The organism is Mesorhizobium sp. M0051 (assembly GCF_040323235.1).
Classification (GTDB): Bacteria; Pseudomonadota; Alphaproteobacteria; order Rhizobiales; family Rhizobiaceae; genus Mesorhizobium.
In genome coordinates this window covers 32536-58364 of the sequence record NZ_JAMYUT010000017.1, presented here as the reverse complement: position 1 = coordinate 58364, position 25829 = coordinate 32536, and the positions used below count along the sequence as shown (strand labels likewise).

At 63.0% G+C, this 25829-nt stretch carries 30 protein-coding genes, 1 tRNA gene and 1 pseudogene; 16 read left to right on the top strand and 16 right to left on the bottom strand.

Going from position 1 to position 25829, the window contains the following annotated elements; translation table 11 throughout:
* Positions 1–8: 8 nt before the first annotated feature.
* The 5 genes and pseudogenes from NKJ90_RS18660 to NKJ90_RS18640 form a co-directional block, all read right to left on the bottom strand.
* Positions 9–590: a VOC family protein gene (locus NKJ90_RS18660; protein ID WP_023757408.1), complete on the bottom strand. Its 582-nt coding sequence runs from the start codon at positions 588–590 to the stop codon at positions 9–11.
* 344 nt (positions 591–934) lie between these two features.
* Positions 935–1111 (bottom strand): Flp family type IVb pilin, encoded by a 177-nt coding sequence (locus tag NKJ90_RS18655; RefSeq protein ID WP_023757409.1) that lies wholly within the window; start codon positions 1109–1111, stop codon positions 935–937.
* Between the two features lie 211 nt (positions 1112–1322).
* Positions 1323–1397 (bottom strand) — tRNA-Glu (locus NKJ90_RS18650).
* A 90-nt stretch (positions 1398–1487) separates the two neighbouring features.
* Positions 1488–1894 (bottom strand): annotated as a pseudogene (locus NKJ90_RS18645) (VOC family protein).
* Positions 1895–1923: 29 nt separating this feature from the next.
* The gene (locus NKJ90_RS18640) at positions 1924–2301 is read right to left on the bottom strand and encodes a fimbrial protein (protein ID WP_352486458.1); all 378 of its coding nucleotides are present in this window, start codon (positions 2299–2301) and stop codon (positions 1924–1926) included.
* A 26-nt stretch (positions 2302–2327) separates the two neighbouring features.
* Between NKJ90_RS18640 and NKJ90_RS18635 the strand changes: the two genes are divergently transcribed.
* Positions 2328–3368: an RluA family pseudouridine synthase gene (locus tag NKJ90_RS18635; protein WP_023757411.1), complete on the top strand. Its 1041-nt coding sequence runs from the start codon at positions 2328–2330 to the stop codon at positions 3366–3368.
* 189 nt (positions 3369–3557) lie between these two features.
* Positions 3558–4469: an RNA polymerase sigma factor RpoH gene (rpoH, locus tag NKJ90_RS18630; protein WP_023757412.1), complete on the top strand. Its 912-nt coding sequence runs from the start codon at positions 3558–3560 to the stop codon at positions 4467–4469.
* Positions 4470–4631: 162 nt separating this feature from the next.
* Here rpoH and NKJ90_RS18625 read toward each other — a convergent pair whose 3' ends face one another.
* The 4 genes from NKJ90_RS18625 to NKJ90_RS18610 all read right to left on the bottom strand — a co-directional run bounded on the left by NKJ90_RS18625 (position 4632) and on the right by NKJ90_RS18610 (position 7181).
* Entirely contained in the window at positions 4632–5504 is an 873-nt protein-coding gene (locus tag NKJ90_RS18625; protein WP_023757413.1) for an MBL fold metallo-hydrolase, read from the bottom strand.
* A 140-nt stretch (positions 5505–5644) separates the two neighbouring features.
* Positions 5645–6304, bottom strand: coding sequence for a peroxiredoxin (locus tag NKJ90_RS18620; protein WP_023757414.1), 660 nt, complete (start codon positions 6302–6304; stop codon positions 5645–5647).
* Positions 6305–6522: 218 nt separating this feature from the next.
* The gene (locus NKJ90_RS18615; protein WP_023757415.1) at positions 6523–6888 is read right to left on the bottom strand and encodes a cell division protein ZapA; all 366 of its coding nucleotides are present in this window, start codon (positions 6886–6888) and stop codon (positions 6523–6525) included.
* A 20-nt stretch (positions 6889–6908) separates the two neighbouring features.
* Complete coding sequence (locus tag NKJ90_RS18610) at positions 6909–7181, bottom strand: DUF4164 domain-containing protein (RefSeq protein WP_013529251.1); 273 nt, start codon at positions 7179–7181, stop codon at positions 6909–6911.
* Between the two features lie 262 nt (positions 7182–7443).
* On the opposite strand from NKJ90_RS18610, the gene tkt reads away from it, so the two are divergent.
* The 7 genes from tkt to NKJ90_RS18575 all read left to right on the top strand — a co-directional run bounded on the left by tkt (position 7444) and on the right by NKJ90_RS18575 (position 16976).
* A complete protein-coding gene (gene tkt / locus NKJ90_RS18605) occupies positions 7444–9435 on the top strand; it encodes a transketolase (RefSeq protein WP_023757416.1) in 1992 nt (663 codons plus the stop codon).
* Between the two features lie 157 nt (positions 9436–9592).
* Positions 9593–10603 carry a type I glyceraldehyde-3-phosphate dehydrogenase gene (gap, locus tag NKJ90_RS18600; RefSeq protein ID WP_023757417.1) on the top strand — a complete coding sequence of 337 codons (1011 nt, stop codon included), beginning with the start codon at positions 9593–9595 and terminating at the stop codon, positions 10601–10603.
* Positions 10604–10819: 216 nt separating this feature from the next.
* Positions 10820–12709 (top strand): potassium/proton antiporter, encoded by a 1890-nt coding sequence (locus NKJ90_RS18595; protein ID WP_023757418.1) that lies wholly within the window; start codon positions 10820–10822, stop codon positions 12707–12709.
* Between the two features lie 144 nt (positions 12710–12853).
* Entirely contained in the window at positions 12854–14050 is a 1197-nt protein-coding gene (locus NKJ90_RS18590; RefSeq protein WP_352486456.1) for a phosphoglycerate kinase, read from the top strand.
* 164 nt (positions 14051–14214) lie between these two features.
* On the top strand, positions 14215–15240 hold the full coding sequence (locus tag NKJ90_RS18585) for a class I fructose-bisphosphate aldolase (RefSeq protein WP_023757420.1): 1026 nt from the start codon (positions 14215–14217) through the stop codon (positions 15238–15240).
* 222 nt (positions 15241–15462) lie between these two features.
* Complete coding sequence (locus NKJ90_RS18580; RefSeq protein ID WP_023757421.1) at positions 15463–16203, top strand: DUF899 domain-containing protein; 741 nt, start codon at positions 15463–15465, stop codon at positions 16201–16203.
* A gap of 59 nt (positions 16204–16262) precedes the next feature.
* Positions 16263–16976 (top strand): SGNH/GDSL hydrolase family protein, encoded by a 714-nt coding sequence (locus NKJ90_RS18575; protein WP_023757422.1) that lies wholly within the window; start codon positions 16263–16265, stop codon positions 16974–16976.
* A 30-nt stretch (positions 16977–17006) separates the two neighbouring features.
* On the opposite strand, the gene NKJ90_RS18570 is transcribed toward NKJ90_RS18575, so the two are convergent.
* Both NKJ90_RS18570 and NKJ90_RS18565 read right to left on the bottom strand, forming a co-directional pair.
* The gene (locus NKJ90_RS18570; RefSeq protein WP_032906964.1) at positions 17007–17186 is read right to left on the bottom strand and encodes a hypothetical protein; all 180 of its coding nucleotides are present in this window, start codon (positions 17184–17186) and stop codon (positions 17007–17009) included.
* 98 nt (positions 17187–17284) lie between these two features.
* A complete protein-coding gene (locus NKJ90_RS18565) occupies positions 17285–18232 on the bottom strand; it encodes a ring-cleaving dioxygenase (protein WP_023757424.1) in 948 nt (315 codons plus the stop codon).
* Positions 18233–18541: 309 nt separating this feature from the next.
* On the opposite strand from NKJ90_RS18565, the gene NKJ90_RS18560 reads away from it, so the two are divergent.
* The 4 genes from NKJ90_RS18560 to NKJ90_RS18545 all read left to right on the top strand — a co-directional run bounded on the left by NKJ90_RS18560 (position 18542) and on the right by NKJ90_RS18545 (position 20652).
* The gene (locus NKJ90_RS18560; protein WP_023757425.1) at positions 18542–18709 is read left to right on the top strand and encodes a hypothetical protein; all 168 of its coding nucleotides are present in this window, start codon (positions 18542–18544) and stop codon (positions 18707–18709) included.
* A gap of 87 nt (positions 18710–18796) precedes the next feature.
* On the top strand, positions 18797–19387 hold the full coding sequence (locus NKJ90_RS18555; RefSeq protein ID WP_023757426.1) for a DJ-1/PfpI family protein: 591 nt from the start codon (positions 18797–18799) through the stop codon (positions 19385–19387).
* 75 nt (positions 19388–19462) lie between these two features.
* The gene (locus NKJ90_RS18550; RefSeq protein WP_245266417.1) at positions 19463–19852 is read left to right on the top strand and encodes a hypothetical protein; all 390 of its coding nucleotides are present in this window, start codon (positions 19463–19465) and stop codon (positions 19850–19852) included.
* An 80-nt stretch (positions 19853–19932) separates the two neighbouring features.
* The gene (locus tag NKJ90_RS18545; protein WP_023757427.1) at positions 19933–20652 is read left to right on the top strand and encodes a helix-turn-helix transcriptional regulator; all 720 of its coding nucleotides are present in this window, start codon (positions 19933–19935) and stop codon (positions 20650–20652) included.
* A 65-nt stretch (positions 20653–20717) separates the two neighbouring features.
* On the opposite strand, the gene NKJ90_RS18540 is transcribed toward NKJ90_RS18545, so the two are convergent.
* The 3 genes from NKJ90_RS18540 to NKJ90_RS18530 all read right to left on the bottom strand — a co-directional run bounded on the left by NKJ90_RS18540 (position 20718) and on the right by NKJ90_RS18530 (position 23022).
* Positions 20718–21413, bottom strand: a complete 696-nt coding sequence (locus tag NKJ90_RS18540) for a DUF1013 domain-containing protein (protein ID WP_023757428.1) — start codon at positions 21411–21413, stop codon at positions 20718–20720.
* A gap of 276 nt (positions 21414–21689) precedes the next feature.
* Positions 21690–21830, bottom strand: a complete 141-nt coding sequence (locus NKJ90_RS18535) for a DUF1127 domain-containing protein (RefSeq protein ID WP_023757429.1) — start codon at positions 21828–21830, stop codon at positions 21690–21692.
* 181 nt (positions 21831–22011) lie between these two features.
* Complete coding sequence (locus NKJ90_RS18530; protein ID WP_032906965.1) at positions 22012–23022, bottom strand: NAD(P)H-quinone oxidoreductase; 1011 nt, start codon at positions 23020–23022, stop codon at positions 22012–22014.
* Positions 23023–23133: 111 nt separating this feature from the next.
* Here NKJ90_RS18530 and NKJ90_RS18525 point away from each other — a divergent pair, with 111 nt between their 5' ends.
* From NKJ90_RS18525 to NKJ90_RS18515, 3 genes are all read left to right on the top strand, one after another.
* The gene (locus NKJ90_RS18525; RefSeq protein WP_023757432.1) at positions 23134–23325 is read left to right on the top strand and encodes a DUF1192 domain-containing protein; all 192 of its coding nucleotides are present in this window, start codon (positions 23134–23136) and stop codon (positions 23323–23325) included.
* 87 nt (positions 23326–23412) lie between these two features.
* A complete protein-coding gene (locus tag NKJ90_RS18520) occupies positions 23413–24660 on the top strand; it encodes an MFS transporter (RefSeq protein WP_023757433.1) in 1248 nt (415 codons plus the stop codon).
* A 31-nt stretch (positions 24661–24691) separates the two neighbouring features.
* A complete protein-coding gene (locus NKJ90_RS18515) occupies positions 24692–24955 on the top strand; it encodes an ArsR/SmtB family transcription factor (RefSeq protein ID WP_023757434.1) in 264 nt (87 codons plus the stop codon).
* Here the strand turns inward: NKJ90_RS18515 and NKJ90_RS18510 are convergent.
* A complete protein-coding gene (locus tag NKJ90_RS18510) occupies positions 24937–25077 on the bottom strand; it encodes a hypothetical protein (protein ID WP_502904918.1) in 141 nt (46 codons plus the stop codon). The two genes, NKJ90_RS18515 and NKJ90_RS18510, sit on opposite strands and share 19 nt — an antisense overlap.
* Positions 25078–25082: 5 nt before the next feature.
* The gene (locus NKJ90_RS18505; RefSeq protein ID WP_023757435.1) at positions 25083–25739 is read right to left on the bottom strand and encodes a glutathione S-transferase family protein; all 657 of its coding nucleotides are present in this window, start codon (positions 25737–25739) and stop codon (positions 25083–25085) included.
* Between the last annotated feature and the right edge of the window lie 90 nt (positions 25740–25829).

Here is a 25829-nt window from a genome sequence, read left to right as displayed (position 1 = left end):
TGGTCTGTTCAGTATGGGTTCTTCGGTGCCCGGTCTTCCGACAAGGTTGCGCGGGAACGCTCGACGAGCGACTGGATCGCATCGGCGAGGTGCACTTCCGCGATGTTGTAGTCGCCGCGCGCGACACGCAGCCTGTGCGCCTCCATCAGCACGTCGGCATGGGTGAAGCCCGCCGGCGGCTCAAAGCGGTAGGAGGCCAGTTCGATCAGCAGGCCGAGCGGATCCTCGAAATAGATCGAATCCATGAAGCCGCGGTCCTTGACGCCGCTGTGCTTGATGGCGCGCGCGTCGAGCCGGGCGACCGCCTGCAGGAAAGTGACGCGCGACACCGAAAAGGCGATGTGGTGGACGCAACCCGGATCGGTCGGCGTGCGCCGTTTCTCCGGCACGCGGCTCTCATCGGTGAAGATAGTGATCAGCCGGCCGTCGCCCGGATCGAAATAGAGATGGCTTTCGCTCGCCTTGTCGAGGTTGGGCTGCTCGAAGATGAACGGCATGCCGAGCACGCCTTCCCAGAAATCAATCGAGGTCTGGCGCCCTGCGCCGACCAGCGTGATGTGATGAACGCCCTGCGATTGCAGTTTCTGCATTGGCCTTCTCCCCGTGGCATCGACCGCCCGTCCGGATCTGCCCGGCACCCGGCGTTCTCGGCGTCGGCGGAGCCGTGCCCCAGGATCCATGATGCGATGCTAAAGCAATCGGCCCTGCTGCGCCAGAAGCGACGAAAGTGGCGACGCAAAGGGTAATGCGGGCCGGCTAGCCGTCAGCACTTGCGCGGTGAGGAAGATTTGCGGGCCCCGCTGCGGGACTTGCCCGGCGTCGCCAGCACAGAAAGTAGCGTGCTGCGACCGGATATTGGCGCTACACGCTACGCATTTGGAGGTCGAAATCGGGATATCCAGCCGGTGCGGTCGAACGGAAAGGTGTACCCGACTTACGAACCGCTGCTGTTAACCGTCGTGCCGATATTCGTGAACATGCCGTTGAGCGAATTGCCCAGCGCGCCGGCGCCGGTGATGATCGCCAGCGCGATAAGAGCCGCGATTAGGCCATACTCGATCGCGGTCGCGCCAGACTCGTCCCCGGCGAAACGGTAGATTATTTTCCGCATTTCAATCTCCTGCGCTACTAAAGGCAGCACTAATATACCCCCTGCGAGTTGCGGGGCAGTTAAGGTTCTCGGTTGCGAGTCCGTTAATATTTGCCAGAGAAATGAAATGAAGACTGGAGCCGCGGGTGCCATCGAGCTCTTCAAGGTTGCGGCCACATGGTGGGGCGCTCGGGATGGAGCGACGGCATGCTGCAAAATTTATTGAAATCCTTGGTACGCCCAAGGGGAATCGAACCCCTGTTCCCGCCGTGAGAGGGCGGTGTCCTGACCGCTAGACGATGGGCGCGTTCAAGAACCGGCGATATAGGCTGACGGCTTGGAAAAAGCAACTGGGGTTCGGCCGCTTTAGCGCATTGCAGAAAAACCGGTCCCAGCGCTATCGTTTCGGCTCGATCAGGTCCCAGAGATTGCCGTGGGATCGGCGAAAACGGCCACCGTGCCGTAGGCCTCAAAGCGCGGCGCTTCGCGGAATTCGACGCCCTTCTCCAGCATCGCTGCATGGTCGCGGGCAAAATCGTCGGTTTCGAGGAACAGGAAGACCCGCCCGCCGGTCTGGTTGCCGATGCTTCTGCTCTGTGCCTCGTCGGAAGCCTCGGCCAGCAGCAGCTTGGCACCTTGTCCGTCGGCCGGCGCCACCGTGACCCAGCGCTTGCCGCCGCCGAGATCGATGTCCTCGATGAGCAGAAAGCCCAGCCGCTCGACATACCAGTCGATCGCCGCCTCATAATCGGCGACGACCAGGGCAACGGTCGCGACGCGGCGGTGTTCAGCGAACCCGGTTATGCCTGAGGCTTGCTGATCGTTACTGCCGCTCATTTGTTTCGGATCGCAAAGCGCCCGATCAGGCGGCGCTCGGTGATGTCGTAGACGAAGATCGTGCGGCTGCCGTCGGCTAGCTCGGCATCGACGGAGACTCGATTGCCGGACAGCGACTGGCTGATCACCTTGGCACCAACCGGCAGCACGATATCGCCGTTGATCGGTTCGCCGGCGGGGGTCTGGATATCGCCAGCCAGCGGCGGGTTCGCCGGCGGTGCGTTGCGCGCTTTGTAGACAAGGGCGCCGATCACCACCATAAGGGCGAGGAACAGCAGGCCGAGATTGATCCCGACGAAGCGGACGAGTTTGCTGCGCACCTTTTCGACCTCGGGGTCGAGCGGCTTTTCCTGGTCTTCCTCGGCGATGGCCATAGCAGAACATTCCGGAACGGTTTTCGATGAGCGCTCATAGCGAAGAGGCCCCTGAATTGATAGAGGCGGCGCCCACCGTGCTGGTGGCGGGCGCGGATGCGGCCGGTCAACGCCTCGACCAGTGGCTGGCGGCAAGCCTCGGCCGGGATATGTCGCGCAGCCGCGTGCAGATGCTGATCAGGCAGGGCGCGGTCAGCGTCGACGGCAAACCGGTCGACGAGACCAAGCGCAAGATGACGCCGGGTGAAAGCGTCTCGGTCGTCATGCCGGAGCCGGAACCGGCGGAGCCGCAAGGCGAAAACATCGCGCTCGATGTGCTCTATGAGGACGACGAACTGATCGTCATCAACAAGCCGGCGGGGCTTGTCGTGCATCCCGGCGCCGGCAACTGGACCGGCACGCTGGTCAATGCGCTGATCCATCACTGTGGCGACAGTCTTTCCGGCATCGGCGGCGTGCGCCGGCCCGGCATCGTGCACCGCCTCGACAAGGAGACCAGCGGCGTCATGGTGATCGCCAAGACCGACCGCGCCCACAAGTCGCTGTCCGAAGCCTTCGCCGATCACGGCCTGACCGGCGATCTCGAACGTGCCTATCTGGCACTGGTTTGGGGCATACCGCAGAGGCCGACCGGAAAGGTCGATGCGCCGCTCGGCCGCGCCGCCGATCGCGTGCGCCGTGCCGTGGTGCCGGAAGGACGCGACGATGCCCGCCATGCGGTTACCCACTTTGCCGTCCAGGAGCGCTTCGGCGAGACACAGCAGGAATTCGCCACGGCAAGTCTGGTCGAGTGCCGGCTCGAAACCGGCCGCACCCACCAGATCCGCGTCCACATGGCGCATATCGGCCATCCCGTGATCGGCGATCCAGACTATGGTCAGGCCTTCCGCACCAAGGCCAACCGGCTGCCCGAACCGCTGAAAAGTCAGGTCAAGACCTTTCCCCGGCAAGCTTTGCACGCCTGGCTCCTTGCATTTCGCCACCCGAGTACCCATCTAGCGATGAGGTTCGAAGCGCCTATACCGAGGGATATGGAGGAACTCGTATGCGGCTTTCGCAAGCTCTGAACCTGCTCCAGAAAACTTGAGCGGCGTTGTTCACTTCAGCGTGACACACTGTTTCGTGTTGAACAAATGCCTGTCTTTTCTGGTTTTGTTCCTGTATAACCACTGACGTCGCGAGCGAGCCGTTTGGTGCTCGCGTCATATGCCCGCCGCGTTTCGGGGGCATCACTCCAATAGAGAGGGGGCGCTATCATGGCCCAGTCATTACCCAGTATCGTTTCCGGCGAAGGCGGCCTCAGCCGCTACCTGGAAGAAATCCGTCGCTTTCCCATGCTGCAGCCGCAGGAAGAGTACATGCTCGCCAAGCGTTATGCCGAGCATGAAGACACCACGGCTGCGCACAAGCTCGTCACCAGCCACCTCAGGCTCGTCGCCAAGATCGCCATGGGCTATCGCGGCTACGGTTTGCCGATCGGCGAAGTGATTTCGGAAGGCAATGTCGGCCTGATGCAGGCCGTCAAGAAATTCGAACCGGAGCGTGGCTTCCGCCTCGCGACCTATGCCATGTGGTGGATCAAGGCCTCGATCCAGGAGTACATCCTGCGCTCGTGGAGCCTGGTCAAGATGGGCACGACCGCCAACCAGAAGCGCCTGTTCTTCAACCTGCGCAAGGTGAAGGGCAAGATCCAGGCGCTCGATGACGGCGACTTGAAGCCCGACCAGATCGCCGAGATCGCCACCAGGCTGAACGTTTCCGAAGCCGAAGTGGTGTCGATGAACCGCCGCCTGTCGGGCGACGCCTCGCTCAATGCCCCGATCCGGGCGAGCGAAGGTGAGTCCGGCGAATGGCAGGACTGGCTGGTCGACGACCACGAAAGCCAGGAAGAGATGCTGATCGAGCAGGACGAGTTGGAGAACCGGCGCGGCATGCTGTCGGGCGCCCTTGCCGTGCTCAACGAGCGCGAGCGGCGCATCTTCGAGGCCCGTCGCCTCGCCGAGGAGCCGCTGACGCTGGAAGAGCTGTCGTCCGAGTTCGACATCAGCCGCGAGCGCGTGCGCCAGATCGAGGTGCGTGCCTTTGAGAAGGTGCAGGATGCGGTCAAGGCCGCCGCCAAGCGTCAGACCCAGGCGCTGCGCACCATCGAAGCCCAACCGGCGGCGTAAAGCCAGTATCGGCAATGAAACAACGGCGGCGTCAGGAAACTGGTGCCGCCTTTTTTGTGTCTAACCTTTGCGCCGGCGATTGGCGAAAGCCAGGGCGACATCCGATCCCCCTTGCGGGGGAGATCGGCAATTTCACCGGCCGCGCCCGGCACAAAATACTTCTCACAGCCCATCCAGCGGAAACTTCAGGTACCGCCGGCCATTCGCCTCGGGCTCCGGCAGCCGTCCGCCATTCATGTTGACCTGCAGCGCATGCAGGATCAGCCTCGGCATCGGCAGCGTCCTGTCCCGAGCCTCGCGCAGGGCGACGAACTCGGCCTCGCTGCGGGCGGCGACGAGATGGGTGTTGGTCGCCTTCTGCGCCGCCACCGTGCTTTCCCACAAGGGCTCGCGGCCGCCGGGCTGATAGTCATGGCCGACGAAGACGCGCGTCTCGTCCGGCAGCGCCAGAATGTCCTGGATCGATCGCCAGAGCCGCCCGGCACTGCCGCCGGGAAAATCCGTCCTCGCCGTACCGCTGTCGGGCATGAACAGTGTATCGTGGACAAAGGCGGCATCGCCGACCACGTAGGTGATCGAGGCCAACGTGTGCCCGGGCGAGAACAGCACCTTGACCGGAAGCGTGCCGACCTGAAAGGTTTCGCCTTCGGCAAAAAGCCTGTCCCACTGTGAACCGTCGGCGGGAAAATCCGGCCAGTTGTAGATCGCCTTCCACAGTTTCTGGACGCCGACGACCCTGTCGCCGATCGCCGTCGGTGCGCCGGTCCTCTCTCTCAGATAGTGCGCCGCCGAGAAATGGTCGGCATGCGGATGGGTGTCGAGGATCCATTCGACGCTCAGCCCCTGCTCGCTGATGAAATCGAGCAGGACATCGGCATTCTTCGTTGCCGTGGCGCCGGATCTTTCGTCGAAATCGAGGATCGGATCGATGATGGCGCATCGCTTCGTCGCCTGGTCGGCGACGACATACTGAATGGCCCCAGTCGGCTTGTCGTAGAAGCCGCTGACCTGCGGCCTGGCCAAAGCTACGTCCAATTTCGGCTTCCCCACGCTTGGCCAGCAGGAACTATTTTCTCTGACGGCACCCGAAAGGAGCATGGTCGTCCGCTCGGGTGACCCAGTCAAGTATCATTTCGCTCGCAGCGACGAGAACGCCAAAAACTGTTCCGAAGCAATCAGGCGGATGGCTGCTTGGTCTTCCTCAGATAGGGCAGGATGGTCTCGTAAGCGCCGAAACGCTTGATCGCATCCTCGTTGGAAACGGCGGCGGTGATGATGACGTCCTCGCCCTGCTTCCAGTTCGCCGGCGTCGCCACCTGATGCTTGGCGGTCAGCTGCATGGAATCGACCGCGCGCAGAATCTCGTCGAAGTTGCGGCCCGTGGTCATCGGGTAGGTCAGCACCAGCTTGATCTTCTTGTCCGGTCCGATGACGTAGACCGAGCGCACCGTGGCGTTGTCGGCGGGCGTGCGGCCCTCCGACGTTTCGCCGGCACCGGCGGGCAGCATGTCATAGAGCTTGGCGACCTTGAGATCCTTGTCGCCGATCAGCGGATAGTGCACCGTTTGGCCGGTCGCCGTCTTGATGTCGGCCTGCCACTTGTCGTGGCTCGCAACCGGATCGACCGAAATGCCGATGATCTTGACGTTGCGCTTCTTGAACTCACCCTCAAGCCCGGCCATCGTGCCAAGCTCGGTCGTGCAGACCGGCGTGAAATTCTTCGGGTGGCTGAACAGGATCGCCCAGCCGTCACCGATCCATTCATGGAATTTGATCGTCCCTTGCGTGGTCTCGGCGGTGAAATCCGGCGCGATATCGTTGATACGAAGGCTCATGGAACATCTCCCCTGTAAACAGATTCCGCCAGAAGCAAGAGGCGGCAAACCATGGCCGCCATCACATGTCCACGCTCCGGCAATCGCCATCTTAGCGCAAAAATTGCGGCCGCGAGATAATATCAAACTCTTGTCGGCGGAAGTGCGAGAATTTTCATGCTGCCGGGGGCACCGCCAGCGGATGAGAGCTTTGGTTTGAACTCGAAGTGCGCGCTGCCTCAGGTCTTGTTGACCGCCAAGGTCGCCGTCAGGTCTTCCATCCGCTGCGCCAGCGCGCCAAGCGCATTGGTCAGCACGCTGTCGTTCTTGTCGGCCTTGGTCAGGGCGTCGTCGCGGGTCTTGCGCAAGGTCAGCACTTCGCTTTCCATGCCCTTGACGCGCTTCTGCAGCTCCGAGAGTTCGTCCATCACCATGATGCCGGCCATCACCGTCAGCCGCTGGTCGCCGATCTCGCCAAAGGAGTCCTTCAGATGCGAGACATAGCGGTCGAAACGTTCGGCAAGGTCGATCAGATGATCTTCCTGGCCTTCGTCGCAGGCCATCCGATACTGTTTGCCGTCGATGGAAACCGTGACTTGAGCCATGAGCCTACCTGTCCAGCCCCCTACCTGTCCAACACAGCGCGGATGGTTTCCATGGCGGTCACCAGCCGTCGCGAGACTTCCTTGTTGGCGTCTTCCAGCCGTTCGGCACGCGCTTCGGAATTGTCGAGTTCCTGTGCCAGCCGGGAGCGGTCGGCATTCATCCGCTGCACCTCGGCCTCGGCTTCCGAGTAATCGCGCTCATGCTCGAGCTTGGCCGCGACAGCGTTTTCCAGCCCCTCGATGGCCTTTCCCAGCCTGGCGATAACTTCCTTGAGTGTGGCTTCCCCGGTCATGGCCTTCTTCCTGTGCCCTGCCCATCACCGAATCGTTCGCGTTCAGAACGCGTTATTCAGGAAACATTAGGCACCGGGTGAAGGCAACGTCAACAAAGCTCTCGCGACTGTCCCCTGCTAACGCTAATGTAGACCCGCCGCCGGCATCACAAGGCCGGCAAATGTGCACCGATTTGTTGACTAAAAGCGCGCGCCTGCTATGTGTCGCGCACCCTTTTCAAGGGCTCTCCCAAGCCCCCAAACCCCCACTTCTGGAGGAATCATGACGTCGCGTGAACAACATGACCGGATGGCCAATGCGATCCGCTTTCTCTCCATGGATGCAGTCGAGAAGGCAAATTCCGGCCATCCCGGCCTGCCGATGGGTTGCGCCGACATCGCCACGGTGCTGTTCACGCGCTTCCTGAAATATGATCCCAAGGCCCCGCACTGGGCCGACCGCGATCGTTTCATCTTGTCGGCCGGCCATGGCTCGATGCTGCTCTATTCGCTGCTGCATCTGACTGGCTACGAAGACATGACCATCGACCAGATAAAGCACTTCCGCCAGTTGGGCTCGAAGACTGCTGGCCACCCCGAATACGGCCATGCCACCGGCATCGAGACGACGACCGGCCCGCTTGGCCAGGGCCTCGCCAATTCGGTCGGCTTCGCTCTCGGCGAGCGCATCATGAACGCCGCCTTCGGCAACGATCTCGTCGATCACTACACCTACGTGCTTGCTGGCGACGGCTGCCTGATGGAAGGCGTCTCCCAGGAAGCCATCGCGCTTGCCGGGCACCTCAAGCTCAACAAGCTGATCGTCTTCTGGGACAACAACAACATCTCGATCGACGGTCCGGTATCGCTGTCCGACAACACCGATCAGGTCGCCCGCTTCCAGGCCTCCGGCTGGAATGCCAGCCACATCGACGGCACCGACCCGGAAGCCATCGCCTATGCGATCGAAGCCGCCCGTCATTCCGACAAGCCGACGATGATCGCCTGCAAGACGACCATCGGCTTCGGCGCACCGACCAAGGCCGGCACCAACAAGGCGCACGGCTCACCGCTCGGCGCCGACGAGATCGCCGGCGCGCGCAAGTTCTTCAACTGGGATTCGCCGCCCTTCGAGATCCCGGCCGACATCCTCGACGCCTGGCGCACCGCCGGCAAGGCCGGCGTCAAGGCGCGCACCGACTGGGAAGGCCGCCTCGCCAAGGCCGACGCGAAGCTGCAGGCCGAGTTCGAGCGCCGCATCAGCGGCAAGCTGCCGTCTGATTTCGACGCCGTCATTGCCGATTACAAGAAGAAGCTCTCGGCCGACAAGCCGAAGGTCGCCACCCGCAAGTCGTCCGAGATGGCACTGGAAATTATCAACGGCGCCGTGCCCGAGACCATCGGCGGTTCCGCCGACCTGACCGGCTCCAACAACACCAAAACCAGCCAGACCAAGAACATCACATCAGACGATTATGGCCAGCGCTATGTCCACTTCGGCATCCGTGAGCACGGCATGGCGGCCGCGATCAACGGCCTGACGCTGCATGGCGGCCTCATCGCCTATGGCGGCACTTTCCTGTGCTTCTCCGACTATGCCCGTCCGTCGATGCGGCTGGCGTCGCTGATGGGCATCCGCTCGATCTTCGTCATGACCCATGACTCCATCGGTCTGGGCGAGGACGGCCCGACCCACCAGCCGGTCGAGCATCTGGCCGCATTGCGCGCCATCCCCAACCACAATGTCTTCCGCCCGGCCGACGCGGTGGAAACCGCCGAGTGCTGGCAGATCGCCCTCGCATCGGAAAAGACGCCGTCGACGCTGGCGCTGACCCGCCAGAACCTGCCGACGGTGCGCAACGAATTCGTTGCCAGGAACCTGAGCAGCCAGGGCGCCTATGAACTGGCCGCAGCCAGCGGCGAGGCGGCGGTGACGATCTTCGCCACCGGCTCCGAGGTCGAGATCGCGCTCGGTGCCCGCGACCTGCTTGAAAAGCATGGTCATCCCACACGCGTCGTCTCGGTGCCTTGCTTCGAGCTGTTTGACCAGCAGAGCGCCGACTATCGAAAGGCGACGATCGGCGACGCGCCGGTCAAGATGGCGATTGAAGCCAGCATCCGCCAGGGCTGGGATCATCTGATCGGCTCCGACGGCATCTTCATCGGCATGACCGGTTTCGGGGCTTCGGGCAGCATCGAACAGCTTTATCCGCATTTCGGCATCACCGCCGAAGCTGCGGCCAACGCGGCGGAAGCCCGCCTGCATGCCAAGTAGGTTGGTTCAAAGCCGGCGAAATCGCGCAAGGCGGTTTCGCCGGGCTGGCCCAACCTAATCGATTTAAATCCACATCGCTGCGGCTGGATTCTTTCCGCTTCCGCCGCTATGAAACTGCGGACCCATCGTCTGCCGTCCAGCTCCCAGGGAGAGAATAATGACCGTCAGAGTTGCCATCAACGGATTCGGCCGCATCGGCCGCAACATCCTGCGCGCCATCCATGAATCCGGCCGCAGGGACATAGACGTCGTCGCAGTCAACGACCTCGGCCCGGTCGAGACCAACGCGCACCTCTTGCGCTACGACAGCGTGCACGGCCGCTTCCCGCATGAAGTCTCGGTGTCCGGCGACCAGATCACCGTCGGCAAGGAGACGTTCAAGGTCACCGCAATCAAGGATCCGACGCAGCTGCCGTGGAAGGAACTTGGCATCGACATCGCACTCGAATGCACCGGCATCTTCACCGCCCGCGACAAGGCAGCCGCGCATCTGACCGCCGGCGCCAAGCGCGTCATCGTTTCGGCCCCGGCCGAAGGCGCCGACCTCACCGTGGTCTACGGCATCAACCACGACCAGCTGACCAAGGACCACATCATCATCTCGAATGCGTCCTGCACCACCAACTGCCTGGCGCCGCTGGCAGCCGTGCTGCACGAGACGGTCGGCATCGAAAAGGGCATGATGACGACCATCCATTCCTATACAGGCGACCAGCCGACGCTGGACACCATGCACAAGGATCTCTACCGCGCCCGCGCCGCCGCCCTGTCGCAGATACCGACCTCGACCGGTGCCGCCAAGGCGATCGGCCTCGTGCTGCCCGACCTCAAGGGCAAGCTTGACGGCATCTCGATCCGCGTGCCGACCCCGAACGTCTCTGTCGTCGACTTCAAGTTCATCGCCAAGCGTGCGACCACCGTCCAGGAGATCAACGACGCAGTGATCGCCGCTTCCAACGGCAAGCTGAAGGGTATCCTCGGCGTCACCCATCACCCGAACGTCTCGATCGACTTCAATCACGATCCGCGCTCCTCGATCGTGGCGCTCGACCAGACCAAGGTGATGGACGGCAACTTCGTTTCGGTGCTGTCCTGGTACGACAACGAATGGGGTTTTTCCAACCGCATGGGCGATACAGCAGTCGCCTTCGGCAAGACCATCGCCTGATCGCGGACCCATCTTCTCGAGACGTGAGACGCCCGGCTTCGTCCGGGCGTTTTTCATGAGTGCGCCTTGCGCCTTCACAATTGGGGTCCTGAGCGCCAAAACATCCGAAAATCAGCGGCATAGGCAAAAAACCACCCCGCTGCCTTGCACTGGTCATGTCTTCGCCCCACTCTGCCGTGAAGCGAGAGAAAGAGGAATTCGAGGGCCAAATCACGGATGGAGCACGCGATCTATCTCGTCACGCTGGTCGGTACAGCGCTTGTCGTCGCCGCCGCCTTTTCGAGCCTGATCGCCTTCCGCTTCGGCGCCCCGCTTCTGCTCCTGTTTCTCTGCATTGGCCTGGCCACTGGCACCGACGGTCTCGGCATCCAGTTCGACAATGCCCGCATCGCCTATTTTGCCGGCTCACTGGCGCTGGCCGTCATTCTGTTCGATTCCGGCTTCGGCACTCCACTCAACGCCTTGCGGCAGGCCGCCGGTCCAGCGCTGTCGCTGGCAACCTTCGGCGTGCTTGTCACCACCGGCCTGTTCGGCGCCGCCGCCCACTATCTGCTCCACCTCACCTGGCTGGAATCCTTCCTGCTCGGCGCCGCCGTCGCCTCCACCGATGCCGCGGCCGTGTTCTTCCTGTTGCGCGCCGGCGAGATCAATCTGCGCGAACGCGTGCGTTCGACGCTCGAGGTGGAATCCGGCACCAACGACCCGATTGCCATCTTCCTGACCATCACTCTGGTCGAGGTCATCGCCGCTAACGCCAACCCCGAGACCAATGTCCTGGTCACCAGCCTGTTCCTCGGCTTCCTTCTCAACATGGGCCTCGGCGCCGTCGTCGGCGTGCTCGGCGGCCTCGCGATCGTGCGCCTCGTCGACCGGCTCAATCTCGACCACGGCCTGCTGCCGATCTTCGTGCTGACCTTGTCCCTGATGGTCTTTGCCGCGGCCGGCGCCATTGGCGGCTCCGGCTTCCTGGCGGTCTATCTCGCCGGCCTCATCGCCGGCAATTCCGACATCCGCGCCGTCACCATCCTCAAGCGTTTCCAGGACGGCATGTCCTGGCTGGCGCAGATCATCATGTTCCTGATCCTTGGTTTGTTCGCGACGCCGTCGCAGTTCCCGGCCATCATGGTGCCGGCAGTGCTGCTCGGCCTCTTCCTGATGTTCGTGGCGCGGCCGATCGCGGTCTGGCTTTGCCTGGTCCCGTTCCGTCTGCCGCGTCCCGAGGTCGCCTTCGTTTCCTGGGTTGGCCTGCGCGGCGCGGTGTCGATCCTGCTCGCCATCACCCCGCTGCTCGGCGGCCTGGAAAACGGCCGCGTCATCTTCAATACCGCCTTCATCATCGTGCTGGTGTCGCTGGTCATCCAGGGCTGGACGGTCGGGCCGCTGGCCCGCCGCCTCGGTTTGATCGTGCCGGCCCGCCTTGGACCGCTGGACAAGGTCGAGCTGGAACTGCCGGGCTCGGCCCATCACGAACTTCTTGCCTATCGCGTCGCACCCGGCAGCCCGGTAGCGCGCGGCGAGCGAATCCCGCGCTGGGCCCGGCCCTCGCTAGTGCTGCGCGACGGTCGCTCGATGCGCTTCCAGGACATGGGCCGGCTCGCCGCCGGCGACCAGGTCTACATCTTCGTGCCGGACCGTTATCCGCGCCTGCTGGACAAGCTGTTCGCCAGCCGCGCCGTGGTCGATCCCGAGGACGCCGATTTCTTCGGCGCTTTCGCCGTCGATCCTGCACGCTCTGCCGCCGAACTGGAAATAGCCTATGCGCCCGGGCTCACCGACGTGGAGCAGCAAATGACCGTTGGCGCGCTGGTCACGGCGCGGCTCGGCGGCCATGCCGAATATGCCGACCGGGTGCTGATCGGCCCGATCGAACTGATCGTTCGCGACGTCGACGACAAGGGCAAGATCACGGGCCTCGGCCTTTCCTTTGAACCGACCGCGCCGGTTGCCCGGGTGCCGGTTTTCCTCAGCGCTGGCGAAATCGCCGACCGTCTCTCCACCTTCATCCGCAACTGGCGCAAGCCTACCGAGACGCGAGCGGACGAGGCGCGCGCGGACGAGATGCCTACCCCGGAACCCGCGCCCGAAAAGGCGGCGCCCGGAAACTGACAGCTTCGGTTGCCGACGCTGCCCTTCATCCGCCCGCGGCACGAAATCGTGCCGGCTTCAAAAATTCGTTTCGAACCCGGGCTAAGCCTTGCATCATCGTTGGCGCGGGGTATGGTCGCCCGATTTTTCGCGAAAGGAACCCGCATGGCCGCCTTCAAGACACTCGACGATATCGGCAACATCAGCGGCAAGCGCGTGCTGGTGCGCGTCGACCTCAACGTGCCTGTCGCCGAAGGCAAGGTCACCGACGCTACCCGCATCGAACGCATTGCACCGACCATCGCCGAACTGTCCGGCAAGGGCGCCAAGGTCATCCTGCTTGCCCATTTCGGCCGGCCCAAGGATGGTCCTTCGCCTGAATTTTCGCTGGAGCCGATCGCCAAGGCGACGGCCGACGTGCTCGGCCGCCCCGTAGGCTTCGCCAGCGACTGCGTTGGCGGTACCGCGGCAAGCGCCGTCGCCGCCATGAGCGAGGGCGATGTGCTGCTGCTTGAAAACACCCGCTTCTACAAGGCCGAGGAAAAGAACGATCCGGCTTTCACCGAAAAGCTTGCCGCCAATGGCGACATCTTCGTCAACGACGCCTTTTCCGCCGCGCACCGCGCCCATTCGTCGACCGAGGGGCTGGCACATCTACTGCCGGCCTTTGCCGGCCGCACCATGCAGGCCGAGCTCGAAGCGCTGGAGAAGGGCCTGGGCAATCCGGTCCGTCCCGTCGTTGCCATCGTCGGCGGCGCCAAGGTCTCGACCAAGATCGACCTGCTGATGAACCTGGTGAAGAAGGTCGACGCATTGGTCATCGGTGGCGGCATGGCCAACACCTTCCTGGCCGCGCGCGGCACCGATATCGGCAAATCACTGTGCGAGCATGATCTCGCCACGACCGCCAAGCAGATCATGATCGAAGCGGCCGAGGCCGGCTGCGCCATCATCCTGCCGGTCGACGGCGTCGTGGCCAAGGAATTCAAGGCAGGCGCGGCCTGCGAGACCGTCGCCATTTCGGACGTGCCGGCCGACGGCATGATCCTCGATGTCGGCGCCAAAACCGTGACGACCATCGGCGAATGGATCAACCGCGCCGCGACACTGGTGTGGAACGGCCCGCTCGGCGCCTTCGAGATCGCACCCTTCGACCATGCGACGGTGGCGGCGGCCAAGCACGCGGCTCAGCGCACCGCGGCCGGCAAGCTGGTCTCCGTTGCCGGCGGCGGCGATACGGTGGCGGCCCTCAACCATGCCGGTGTCGCCGACGACTTCACCTATGTCTCGACCGCCGGCGGCGCCTTCCTGGAATGGATGGAAGGCAAGCCGCTGCCCGGCGTCGATGTGCTGAAACGCTAGACGCGCTTGGCGTCGCGGAACGCGGGAAACGGATAAGCCGATCAACACATGGAGAGAACGGGCAAGGTCGCCCGAGACTTTCAATCGATTCGAGCTTTCCGAGGCTCTTCCTTTGGCGGTAGACTTCCCTTAAGCGCGGAACGAAACCCTTCAGGAGAAGCAAAATGAGCGAACGTCTCGAAGACATTGCCGCCGCGATCGTCGCCGATGGCAAGGGCCTGCTGGCAGCCGATGAAAGTTCCGGCACCATCAAGAAGCGCTTCGACGTCATCGGCGTCGAATCGACCGCCGATAGCCGCCGCGACTATCGCGAGATGATGTTTCGCGCCCGAGATGCGATGACCCGCTACATTTCCGGCGTCATCCTCTACGACGAGACGATCCGCCAGAAAGCTGCCGACGGCACGCCGCTGGTCGACATCATCAAGGCTGCTGGTGCCATACCCGGCATCAAGGTCGACGCCGGCGCCAAGCCTCTGGCCGGCTTTCCCGGCGACACCATCACCGAGGGCCTCGACGGCCTGCGCGAGCGCCTTGCCGAGTACTACAAGCTCGGCGCCCGCTTCGCCAAATGGCGCGCGGTGATCGACATCGACCAGGCCAAGGGCGTGCCCTCGGCCAATTCGATCAGCTCGAACGCCCATGCACTCGCCCGCTATGCGGCCCTTTGCCAGGAGGCCGGCATCGTGCCGATCGTCGAACCGGAAGTACTGATGGACGGCGCCCACGACATCCACACCTGCTATGACATTTCGAAGGCGACGCTAATCAAGCTCTATGACGAGCTCCATGCGGCGCGAGTCGTCCTCGAAGGCACCATCCTGAAGCCCAACATGGTGCTGGCCGGCAAGAAATCGGGCAAGGTGAGCAGCCCGGAACAAGTCGCGGAAAAAACCATAAAACTGTTTCGCGAGACCGTGCCGGCAGCCGTGCCGGGCATCGCCTTCCTCTCCGGCGGCCAGGCGGACGAGGAAGCGACCGCCAACCTCAACGCCATCAATGCCATCGGCCCGCACCCATGGAAGCTGACCTTCTCCTACGGCCGCGCGCTACAGGCCGCGCCGCAGAAAGCCTGGAGCGGCAAGGCGTCGAACGTAGCCGCCGGCCAGGCCGCCTTCACCCATCGTGCCCATATGAACCATCTGGCGGCGCTTGGAAAATGGAAGGCGAGCCTGGAACAAGCCGCCTGATTGCAGTCCTTCTGTCTTCCGTCGAGCCCGGGCCATGCGCCCGGGTTTTTGTTTGTGACGTGCCGACTTGGGGTGGAGTGTCTGCGTCCTTATTTCCCTTTGGCGCTGGAGCATGATCCCGAAAAGTGGAATCCGGTTTCGGAAAAAGGCGCAACCAAACAGTCGACATGTCGGCTTTCGCCCATCCCGAACGTCCTTGGGATGACAGACAGGGAGAGATTCATGCATCGCAGCAAGGTTGTTTCGCGCGAAGACTGGTTTCAAGCGCACAAGGCGCATCTGGCGCGCGAGAAGGAACTGACGCGGCTTCGCGAGCGGATCGCGGCTGAGCGGCGTGAACTGCCCTGGCTGAAGATCAGGAAGGACTATGTCTTCGAGACCGAGCAAGGGCCGAAGAAACTGACCGACCTGTTTGCCGGCGACAGCCAGCTGATCGTCTACCACTTCATGTTCGGGCCGGGTTGCGGCCATCATTGCCTGGGCTGCTCGTTCCTTGCCGACCATATCGACGGCGCCAATCAGCATCTGAGACATCACGACGTGTCTCTGGTCGTGATCTCCCGCGCGCCGCTAGCGGAACTTCTGCCCTACAAGCAGCGCATGGGCTGGAAATTCGACTGGGTGTCGTCCTATGCCTCGGATTTCAATTTCGACATGCAGGTCTCTTTCACCGACAAGCAGATCGCCGCCGGCGATACCACCTACAATTTCGAGACCCGTCCCAGGACATCGAAGGAGCTTCCCGGCACCAGTGTTTTCTACAGGGACGAGACCGGCGACATCTTCCTCACCTTCATGTCGCGCGCCCGTGGCGGCGAGTCACTGATCGGCACGTATGACTATCTCGATATGACGCCGAAGGGCCGCAACGAAAACGGCCCGTATCACAGTTTGATGGACTGGGTGCGGCTGCACGACGAATATCAGGAAGGATGGGCGGCAAAGCCGAACTGCTGCGACTGAAGGCTTTCAACCGGGCACAAACTTGCGCTAAGTCTGCCCCGATCGTTAACGGTATTGCCATGCGCTTCCCGGCCCTCCTCACCTGGCTCGCTTACCCGGTATATGTCTGGCAAGGCCTCGGCGTGCGCCGCCGCACGACGCGCATGCTGCCGGCGCAGGGGCCGGTCATGCACGAAATCGCCGGCATAGCGCCGGCGATCTCGCTTCTGGTGCTGGGCGATTCCTCCGCCGCTTCGGTCGGCATCGGCAATTCGGAAAACGGGCTTGCCGCACAACTCGCCGTGCTGATTGCGCAAAACACCGGCCGCGCCGTGCGCTGGCGAGCCGCCGGCTTCAATTCGGCAACGTCGGGCCAGATCCGCGACCATGTCCTGCCCAACCTGTCGGCCGATCCATGGACGCACATCGTGCTCGCCATCGGCACCAACGACACCAAGAATTTTCATTCCGTGCCGCGCTTCAAGAAGGAGTTCGGCGGCCTGCTCTATGCGCTCCGTGCCAAATGGCCGGAGGCGCGGGTGGTGTGGTCGCCGGTGCTGGAGTTCACGCGGGCGCCGGCAATGCCGCCGTTGCTCGGCAAGATCCTTGAGATCCGCGCCATCGACATGAACCGGATGGGCGAACGCCTCTGCCTGGAGCGCGGCGCGGTGCCGGCGTCGCGCCTGCCCATCACCAATCCCGAGGCCGGCTTTGCCTCAGACGGCTTTCACGCCTCGGAAGCAGGCTACCGCGCCTGGGCCGAGCATCTCGTCGACCCGGTGCTTGGCGGCTGAAGGTTGACGCGGCCGCCCGGCAGGCGAGGGCTATGCCCAGTGCCCAAGCACGGCCGTTATCGAAATCGCGGCCATTGCCAGCAGCGCCAGCTTCCAGAAGTCGCTGCGCCGTTTCAGTCCCGGCCAGCCGAGCGGCTTGATCAGCTGAATGACCATGATACCAACAATGACGAGCGCGAGGAGTTTCGACATGCCGCCTTTGACCAGCAACGCGGCCGGCTGTCAAAGCGCCTCGTTCCTTACCCGAGAACAACAGGCGCCGCGATCCCGAACCAGAATGCGGCGCCCGCCATTGACCGGCGAGCGACCTACTTCAGCGGCTTGAGGCCGGCCTCGATCGAGGCGCGTTTCGCTTCGAGGAACGGCGGCAAGGCGAGGCTTTCACCCAGCGTTTCCAGCGGCTCGTCGGCAGTGAACCCCGGCCCGTCTGTGGCGATTTCGAACAGGATGCCGTTCGGCTCGCGGAAATAGAGCGAGCGGAAGTAATAGCGCTCGACCTCGCCGCTCGACGGCAGCCGGAATTCGGCCAGCCGCGCGGTCCATTGATGCAGCGTCTCCTGGTCCGGCGCCCGGAAGGCGACATGGTGGACCGCACCCGCACCTTGCCGTGCCGGCGCCAACCCCGGCTGCAACAGAATATGCAACTCCGCCGCAGGCCCGCCCTCACCCATTTCGAAGACGTGAACCTGACCCTCCGGCGACGCGTACTCGCGCGCCTTGCGCATGTTCATAACCTTGGTCACGACTGCCTCGGTGTTGGTGATATCAGGGACGCTGATGACGATCGGCCCGAGCCCGCGGATCTGGTGCTCGGCCGGCACCGGGCTCTGCGCCCAGGGATGACTGTCGCCTTTGCCGTCGTCGCTCACGAGCCGAAGGCGCTGGCCTTCGGGGTCTTCGAAATCCAGACTCGGGTAGCCGCCGATCTCGGCGATCTCTCCCGTCACAATGCCTTCGCCTGCCAAGTGCTGCTTCCACCAGCCAAGGCTCTCTTGGTTGCCGACCCTGAGGCTGGTCCGCGCAATGCTGTGCGTACCGCGCTTCTCGCGTCCGACCGGCCAGTCGAAGAAGGTGAGATCGGTGCCCGGTGTGGCTTCGCCATCGGCATAGAAGAGGTGGTAGGCCGAGGTGTCATCCTGGTTCACGGTCTTCTTGACCAGCCGCAGACCCAGCACCTTCGTATAGAAGTGAAGATTGCCCGGCGCATTGGCGGTGATGGCGGTGAGGTGGTGGATACCTGTCAGTTGCAAGCTCATGGTCGTCTCCCTGGTTTTGGGAACGAATTTTCTCCTCTCATATCAGAACTGCGGCCACGTCGCTGAAGGCCGCGTATTCCGACAGTCCGTCGCCGGAAGCTGAACAACGGGCCTTGACCAGCGTCGTTGCAGTGAACAATCGGGATGTGGGAAGCCTGTGCGCATCACGGTTTGACGTCAGTGAAAGAAGGATCCCTTCCTGGCAAATGCACCAGTCGGAATTATCGTCGCCGTCCTGCCACCCTCCTGACAGACTGCTGTCAGGAGGGGTGTGCGATAGTGTCTTCATCAGAAGAGAGGAGACCAGCCATGAACGGTTTTACCATTTTGCGCGGTATGCAGCACTATGTCGGCAAGATCCGGACGATGCGCAATGAGATCCGCACCCGGCGGCTCATGAACTCGCTGCCAGCGGACATTCGCAAGGATATCGGCTGGCCGGACATGTATGCCGACCGTCGCTTTCGCGGCAATTGAGTGAGACGAATTTTTCGACGCTGCGGTTGGATGTGGGCTCCGCAACGCCCAGATAACAGGTCGGCGCGTGAGGGATGGAGCGAGCTTATGCCCGAACAGAAGACAATCGGCTTTCTTTTCATCGAAGGTTTTGCCGACTGGGAGTACGGGCTGCTGGCGGCTTCGGCGGTCGAATGGTTCGGCGCCCGCGCCGTATCGCTAGCGCCTGACGGCAAGCCGGTGACCGGCATCAGCGGCTTTCAGCTGACGCCCGATCGCTCGGCAAAAGCCGATGAGAATTCCGATCTCGACGCCATTGCCGTCATCGGCTCCGACGAATGGGCCGGTAAGGCACCGCCGGATGTTGCTGACCTGCTCAATGCTGTTGCATCGCGGGGCGGCGTGGTCGGCGGCATCTGCGCCGGCACTTTGGCGCTGGCGCGCGCCGGCCTGTTCGAGAAGGCCAGGCACACCAGCAATGGCCGCGACTGGATCAATGGTCATCAAGCCGGCTATGCCGGCGTCAGCCTCTATCAGGACGTGCCGCATGCTGTGGCTGACGGCAAGATTGTCTCCGCCCCGGGCTCGGCGCCGGGCACTTTCGCGCTTGCCTTTCTGAAGACGCTTTATCCGGAAAGAGGCGGCGATCTCGCGCAGATGCGGACACTTTACGCCAAGGAGTATGCTGAATCCTCCTGACAGCATGCTGTCAGGAGGGGGCGTGCAATGGTGCAAGCTTCAGACCCTGTGCATCGGCGGTCGAAAGGACGATCGATGAAGAGTTGGAACGACAGACTGAACACACCAGGCATCAACATCGTGAAGCCGAGGCCGCGCACGATGCCCGATGTCATCGAAGGTCAGCCTATGCTGATGCCGACGGTCCAGCAGGTCGATGATTTCATCCGCTCAATTCCGGAAGGCGTCGAGATGGACGTGCGTCCGCTGCGCACGGCGCTCGCCATCGAGCATGGCGCCGAAGTGACATGTCCGGTTACCATAGGCTATCATCTGCGCACGATTGCCGATGCCGCCAATGAGGACCTTGAGCGCGGCATGGCGCTGAGCGACATCGCCCCTTTCTGGCGCGTGCTTGATACACAACGAGTAAACTGTCCTTCGGCGCGGAATTCGTCGCCATGCAGCGCAAGTGCGAAGGGCTGAAGCCGTAATGCATGTCATCTGGAAGTGGATCCGGTCCGGGAGCCACGGCATGCATGGGAACAACATTGGGGAAGCAAACGATGCGCCGCGCCGACAGGCTCTTCCAGATCGTGCAGCATCTGCGCGGTGGCCGTCTGGTCACCGCCCAGAAGCTCGGCACGTGGCTCGAGGTTTCCGAGCGAACCATCTATCGCGACATTGCCGACCTGCAGTCGACCGGGGTGCCGATCGATGGCGAGGCCGGCGTTGGCTATATGATGAGGGAGGGTTTCGACCTTCCACCGCTGATGTTCACGCGTGACGAGATCGTCGCGCTGGTTGCGGGCGCCCGCATGGTGCGCGCCTTTGGCGGTGCTGCCATGGCGCGCGCCGCCGACGAAGCGCTGGTGAAGATCGGCGCGGTACTGCCTGATGCCGAAAAGGACCGCATCGCCCGCACCGAGATCCACACGCCGATGTGGGTGGTCAGCGACGCCGCGCGTGAGGCGATCGACCTGATCGAGCGTGCGGTCGAAAAGCGCCAGGTGCTGACCATCGACTATTCGGACGAGGCAGGCCGCGGCACGGCCCGCGATATCCGTCCGCTCGGCCTGTGGTTCTGGGGCAAGGTGTGGACGCTGGTCGCCTGGTGCGAGATGCGCGACGACTTCCGCGCCTTCCGCATCGATCGTATCGCATCGGTGATCATCGCCGGCCGCATCTTCAAGCCGGAGCGCGGCAAGCAGCTTGCCGACTTCTACCGGGCGGTCGAGCGCAGCGAGGATTATGGCATGGCGCCGGACCGCTCCGCGCGGAGCTGAGGCCCGGCGCACGCAACAAAAAAGCCCGCTTGAAAGCGGGCTTTTTTGCCGAGAGTGTCGAAATCTCACTCCTCGTCGTCGTTGTCGGTTTTCTTCGACTTCAAGGCCGAGAGCTTGGCGAACACGGCGTTGGCGTCGAGTTCGGCATCCTCGTCCTTCGGCTTCTCGGGAGCCGGCACCAGCCGCTCGGTCAAGGCCGCCGGCAGCAGCGTGTCACCAGCCGGCTGCGCCTGCTCGCGACCGCGCGAGGCGCGATTGACTTCCATGTCGAGGTCGATCTGCGAGGCGAGGCCCAGCGTCACCGGGTCCATCGGCTGCAGATTGGCCGAGTTCCAGTGCTTGCGCTCGCGGATCTGCTCGATCGTCGACTTGGTGGTGCCGACGAGGCGCGAGATTTGCGCATCCTTGAGCTCGGGATGGTTGCGAACCAGCCAGAGGATGGCGTTTGGCCGGTCCTGGCGCTTCGAAAGCGGCGTGTAGCGCGGACCCTTGCGCTTGGATTCGGGCACCCGCACCTTGGGGTCCGAAAGCTTGAGGCGCTGGTTCGGGTCTTTCTCGGCGCGTGCGATCTCGTCGCGGGTCAGCTGGCCGGTCATGATCGGATCCATGCCCTTGATGCCTTGCGCCGATTCGCCGTCGGCGATCGCCTTGACCTCGAGCGGATGCAGACCGCAGAACTGCGCGATCTGCTCGAAGGAAAGCGCGGTATTGTCGACCAGCCAGACGGCGGTCGCCTTGGGCATCAGCAGCGTATTGGCCATTTAAAAATCCTTCTCGTTCGCCCGCGTTCCCGCGCGGGCGGTGGTTTAGAGCCACCAAAATGGGAAATTCGCGGCCTGTATAACCGTTCCATTGTTGTTTCGCAATGTTTTTGGAAGCAATGACTGGATGGCGCTCCCGCCATTGCCGCGAGCGAAACTGCGCCCAAAACGACAAAACCCGCCGGACTGCGTCCAGCGGGCTCGGAACCGCGACGGAAAACCCGTCTGATGCGGCTCTGGCTTGCCAGGCGTGACCTTCGCAGGTCACGCTCGACGTTAGATGGCCCTGCGGGCGATCTTTTCGATGTCGCCTCGGTTGATGCCGAGGTCGCTGAGCTGACGTGCGTTGAGGCGATTCAGTTCGCGGACGGTCTCGGTGTACATACGCCAGTTACGGTAAGCGCGGATCGGGTTCATGGTAGTCCTCCAAATCAGTGTTCGTTTTGATGATGCTCAAATAGGCATCATCGATGAGGACTTGAATGGCCGATTTTGCATAGCAATGATGCAAATGGTGCATTGCAGCATTAAACAACTGTTCATCTTGTAGGCAGTGAGGCGCACGCCCAGGACAAATCCGGATTCAAGTGATCCCGGCCTAGCCGACGTCGAGCACGATCTTGCCGATATTCTCGCCGTCTTCCATGCGCTCATGAGCCCGCCAGGCTTCGCTGAGCGGGAAGATCATGTCCATCACGGGAGCGATCTTGCGCGTACCGAGCAGTGGCCACACCTGCGCTTCCAGTGCCGCCGCGATCGCCGCCTTGAACTCGACGGTGCGAGGCCTCAGCGTCGAGCCGGTGTGGACGAGCCGCTTGACCATGATCTTCGAAAAGTCCGCGCTTGCGACAGCACCGGCCTGCACGGCGATCTGGACGATACGGCCTTCGACCGCCGCGGCCTCGTAGTTGCGCGCCACGTAGTCGCCGCCGACCATGTCGAGGATCACATTGGCGCCCTTGCCGCCCGTTGCCTCCTTCACCGCGGCGACGAAATCACCCTCGCGATAGTTGATCGCGCGGTCGGCGCCGAGCTTCAGGCAGGCATCGCATTTCTCCTTGCTGCCGGCGGTGGTGATGACATAGGCGCCGAAGGCCGAGGCCAGCTGGATTGCGGTGGTGCCGATGCCGGAAGAGCCGCCATGGACGAGCAGCGTCTCGCCGCGCTTCAGGCCGCCGCGCTCGAACACATTGTGCCAGACGGTAAAATAGTTTTCCGGCACGGCCGCGGCTTCGGTGTGGGTGAAGCCGGCCGGCAGCGGCAGGACGCTGCCGGCATGAACCTTGACATACTCGGCATAGCCGCCACCGGGCGTCAGCGCGCAGACGCGGTCGCCGATGCGCCAGCGCGATATGTCGTCGCCAACGGCCGCCACTTCGCCCGACGCCTCGAGGCCCGGCAGGTCCGACGCGCCGGGCGGCGGCGGATAGGCGCCCTTGCGCTGCTGGATATCGGGCCGGTTGACGCCGGCGGCATGCACCTTGATCAGTATCTCGCCGGGACCGGGCTGCGGCACGTCGCGCGTTTCCGGCTTCAGCACCCTCGGGCCACCCGGCTCCGAGATCGCAATGGCCGTCATTCTTGCCGGAATTTGCTGTCCGCTCGCCATGAGATTCCCGTCTTTCCTCGCCGTTGTCCGATCGGCTGTTTGCATCGACGCCCCTGCCCTATGTATGCTGATTGCGAAATCAGGCAAATGGCCAATCAGGGAGGAGCGACGATGGCGATCTTCGACGACGAACCCAAGAAGGCGCGCCCGCACGAGATCGGGCAGGACCTGTCACTGCTTTCCGTTGGTGAATTGTCGGAACGCATCGGCATCCTGCGAGACGAGATCGCCAGGCTGGAGGCTGAGCTCAAGGCCAAGGACACCACCAAATCGGCTGCCGAGGCGCTGTTCCGCCGCGGATAGAAGCGCCGGTGAAGGTCCGCCGCCGAAAAGCCCGAATGCGGCAGTCTCCAGACCCAGCGCCCTGTCAAACACGAGCCGGATCACACAATGTTCGCAACCTACCGCCCGATCCTCTCTCTGCTTCGCGGCACCGCCTTCCTGCTGGCGGCGTCTGGATTGCATGGGCTGTTGCTGCCCCTGCGCGGTCAGCTGGAAGGCTTCTCGACAGCGTCGCTCGGCCTGATGGGCACGGCCTGGGCCGGCGGCTTCGTCACCGGCTGCTTCTTTGCGCCGCGCATCGTGCGCCGCGCGGGCCATGTGCGCGCCTTCGGCGCCTTTGCCGCGTCGGGCGCCATCGTGGCGCTGCTCACCGGCCTGGTCATCGACGAATATGTCTGGATCCTGCTGCGCGCCTTCACCGGCTTCACCATGGCCGGCGCCTTCATGGTCATCGAAAGCTGGCTGAACGAGAAGGCCAGCAACGAGAATCGCGGCACCGTCTTCGGCCTCTACATGATGGTCACCTATGCCTCGATCATGGGCGGGCAGATGATCGTCGCCGGCGGCGACGTGAAATCGGCGTCGCTGTTCATGATCACCGGCATCCTGTTTTGCCTGTCGCTCATTCCGACCGCGGTTTCGAGCGCCTCCCACCCCAAGCCGCTGCAGGATGTTTCGCTCGACGTCAAAGGCCTTTATGCCAACTCGCCGGTTTCGGCGGTCGCATGCGTATTGATCGGCATCGCCAACGGTGCCTGGGGCACGCTAGGCGCGGTCTATGGCGCCCGCATCGGCATTTCCACCGCCGAGATCGCCCTGATGATGAGCCTCGTGGTCGTTGCCGGTGCCGCCATGCAGCTTCCGGCCGGGCGCCTGTCCGACCAGACCGACAGGCGTTTCGTGCTGGCGGGGGCGGCTTTCGGCGCGGCCTTGTTCGCGCTCATGATCTTCCTGTTCGAGCCACGCTCCGGCGTCTTCGTCATCGTCTTCACCGCAGCCTACGGTGCCTTCGCCTATACGCTCTATTCGATCGCCGTGGCGCATGCCAATGATCACGCGCGCTCCGAGGATTTCGTCAAGGTGTCGGGCGGCCTGTTGCTGCTCTACGGCTTCGGCACGATGATCGGACCCTTGCTGGCAGCGGCCCTGATGGGCTGGATGCGCCCGGAAGGGCTGTTCCTGGCCACCGCCTTCGCGCATCTCTGCCTGGCTGGCTATACGCTGCTGCGCATCAGCCGCCGCGCCCCGGTGCCGATCGGCGATCGTGATGCCTTCAAGACGCAGCCGGCCGACCGTTCGGTGACGCCGGAAGCATTGCGGCTTGATCCCAGAAGAAAAGCAGAAGCAGACGGTTGAGATTCGAAAGGCTTTGCCCCACAAATAAGGCATGATGTTTTCCGACGCCTTCATGGCGATTGCCGATCCCAACCGGCGCCATCTTCTGGAAGAACTTCGCCGCGGCCCCAAAACCGTCACCGAACTGGCTGCCGGCTTGCCGGTCTCACGTCCAGCCGTGTCGCAACATCTGAAAGTGCTGCTCGATGCCGGCCTGGTCAATGCCAAGCCGGAAGGGACAAGACGCGTCTATGCCGTGAGCAATACCGGCTTCCTCAAACTCAACATCTGGCTCGATCAGTTCTGGGAAAACTGACAAGCTCGCTGCAGGTGGCTGACCGAAGCAGGCCCGCGCGACAGCCGATCGACCATCTTCCGCCGCGCCGGGTCGGCGAGTGCCTGGATCATCCGGCCGAGCTGGGCGGGATCGTGCAGCATCGCGATCAGCCGTTGTTGTAGGGGAAGAACTTGAAGTAGGGCTGGGCCTCCTCGATCACCCGGGCGAACGATGGCCGCTGCAGCAGCCGGTCGTGATAGCGCGTCACGGCCGGGTAGTTGTCGCCGAACGGCTCGACCTTGTTGGCATAGAACAGCGCGGGGGAGGCCGCGCAATCGGCCATGGTGAAGGCGTCGCCCATCGCCCAGCTCTTCGAGCGCATGTCCTCTTCGATGATGGCGTAGGAGTTGCGCAGCTGAGCGCGAGCCTGCTCGACGCCGAACGGATCGGTCTTGTCCTGCGGCCGCAACCGGTCGCCGACGATCTTCTGCATAGGCTCCTGCACATAAAAATCATAAAAGCGGTCGGCCTGGCGGACTGCCAGCGCCAGGTCGACGTCTGCTGGAACGAGGTCGACCGGCCCCGGATAGTGTGCGGCCAGATATTCGACGACGATGGTCGATTCCAGCACCGTGCGGTCGCGCGCATCGTCGCGCAGCGCCGGCATCTTGCCGGTCGGCGAAATCCTCAGGAAGGCCGCGCGCGACTCGGCATCGCCGAGATCAACAATGACCGGCGAGAACGGCGTGGCGTTCTCATAGAGCGCGATCAACGGTTTCCAGCAGAAGGAGGCCAGCGGATGGAAATGAAGCGTGAGGGACATCTTTTGCTCGCCTGTCTCGTGGTTTGTCGATGGCTGGCGCTGTTCTGTTTGCCAAGGGTAAACAATGAAGCATTTACTCATCCGTCAAGA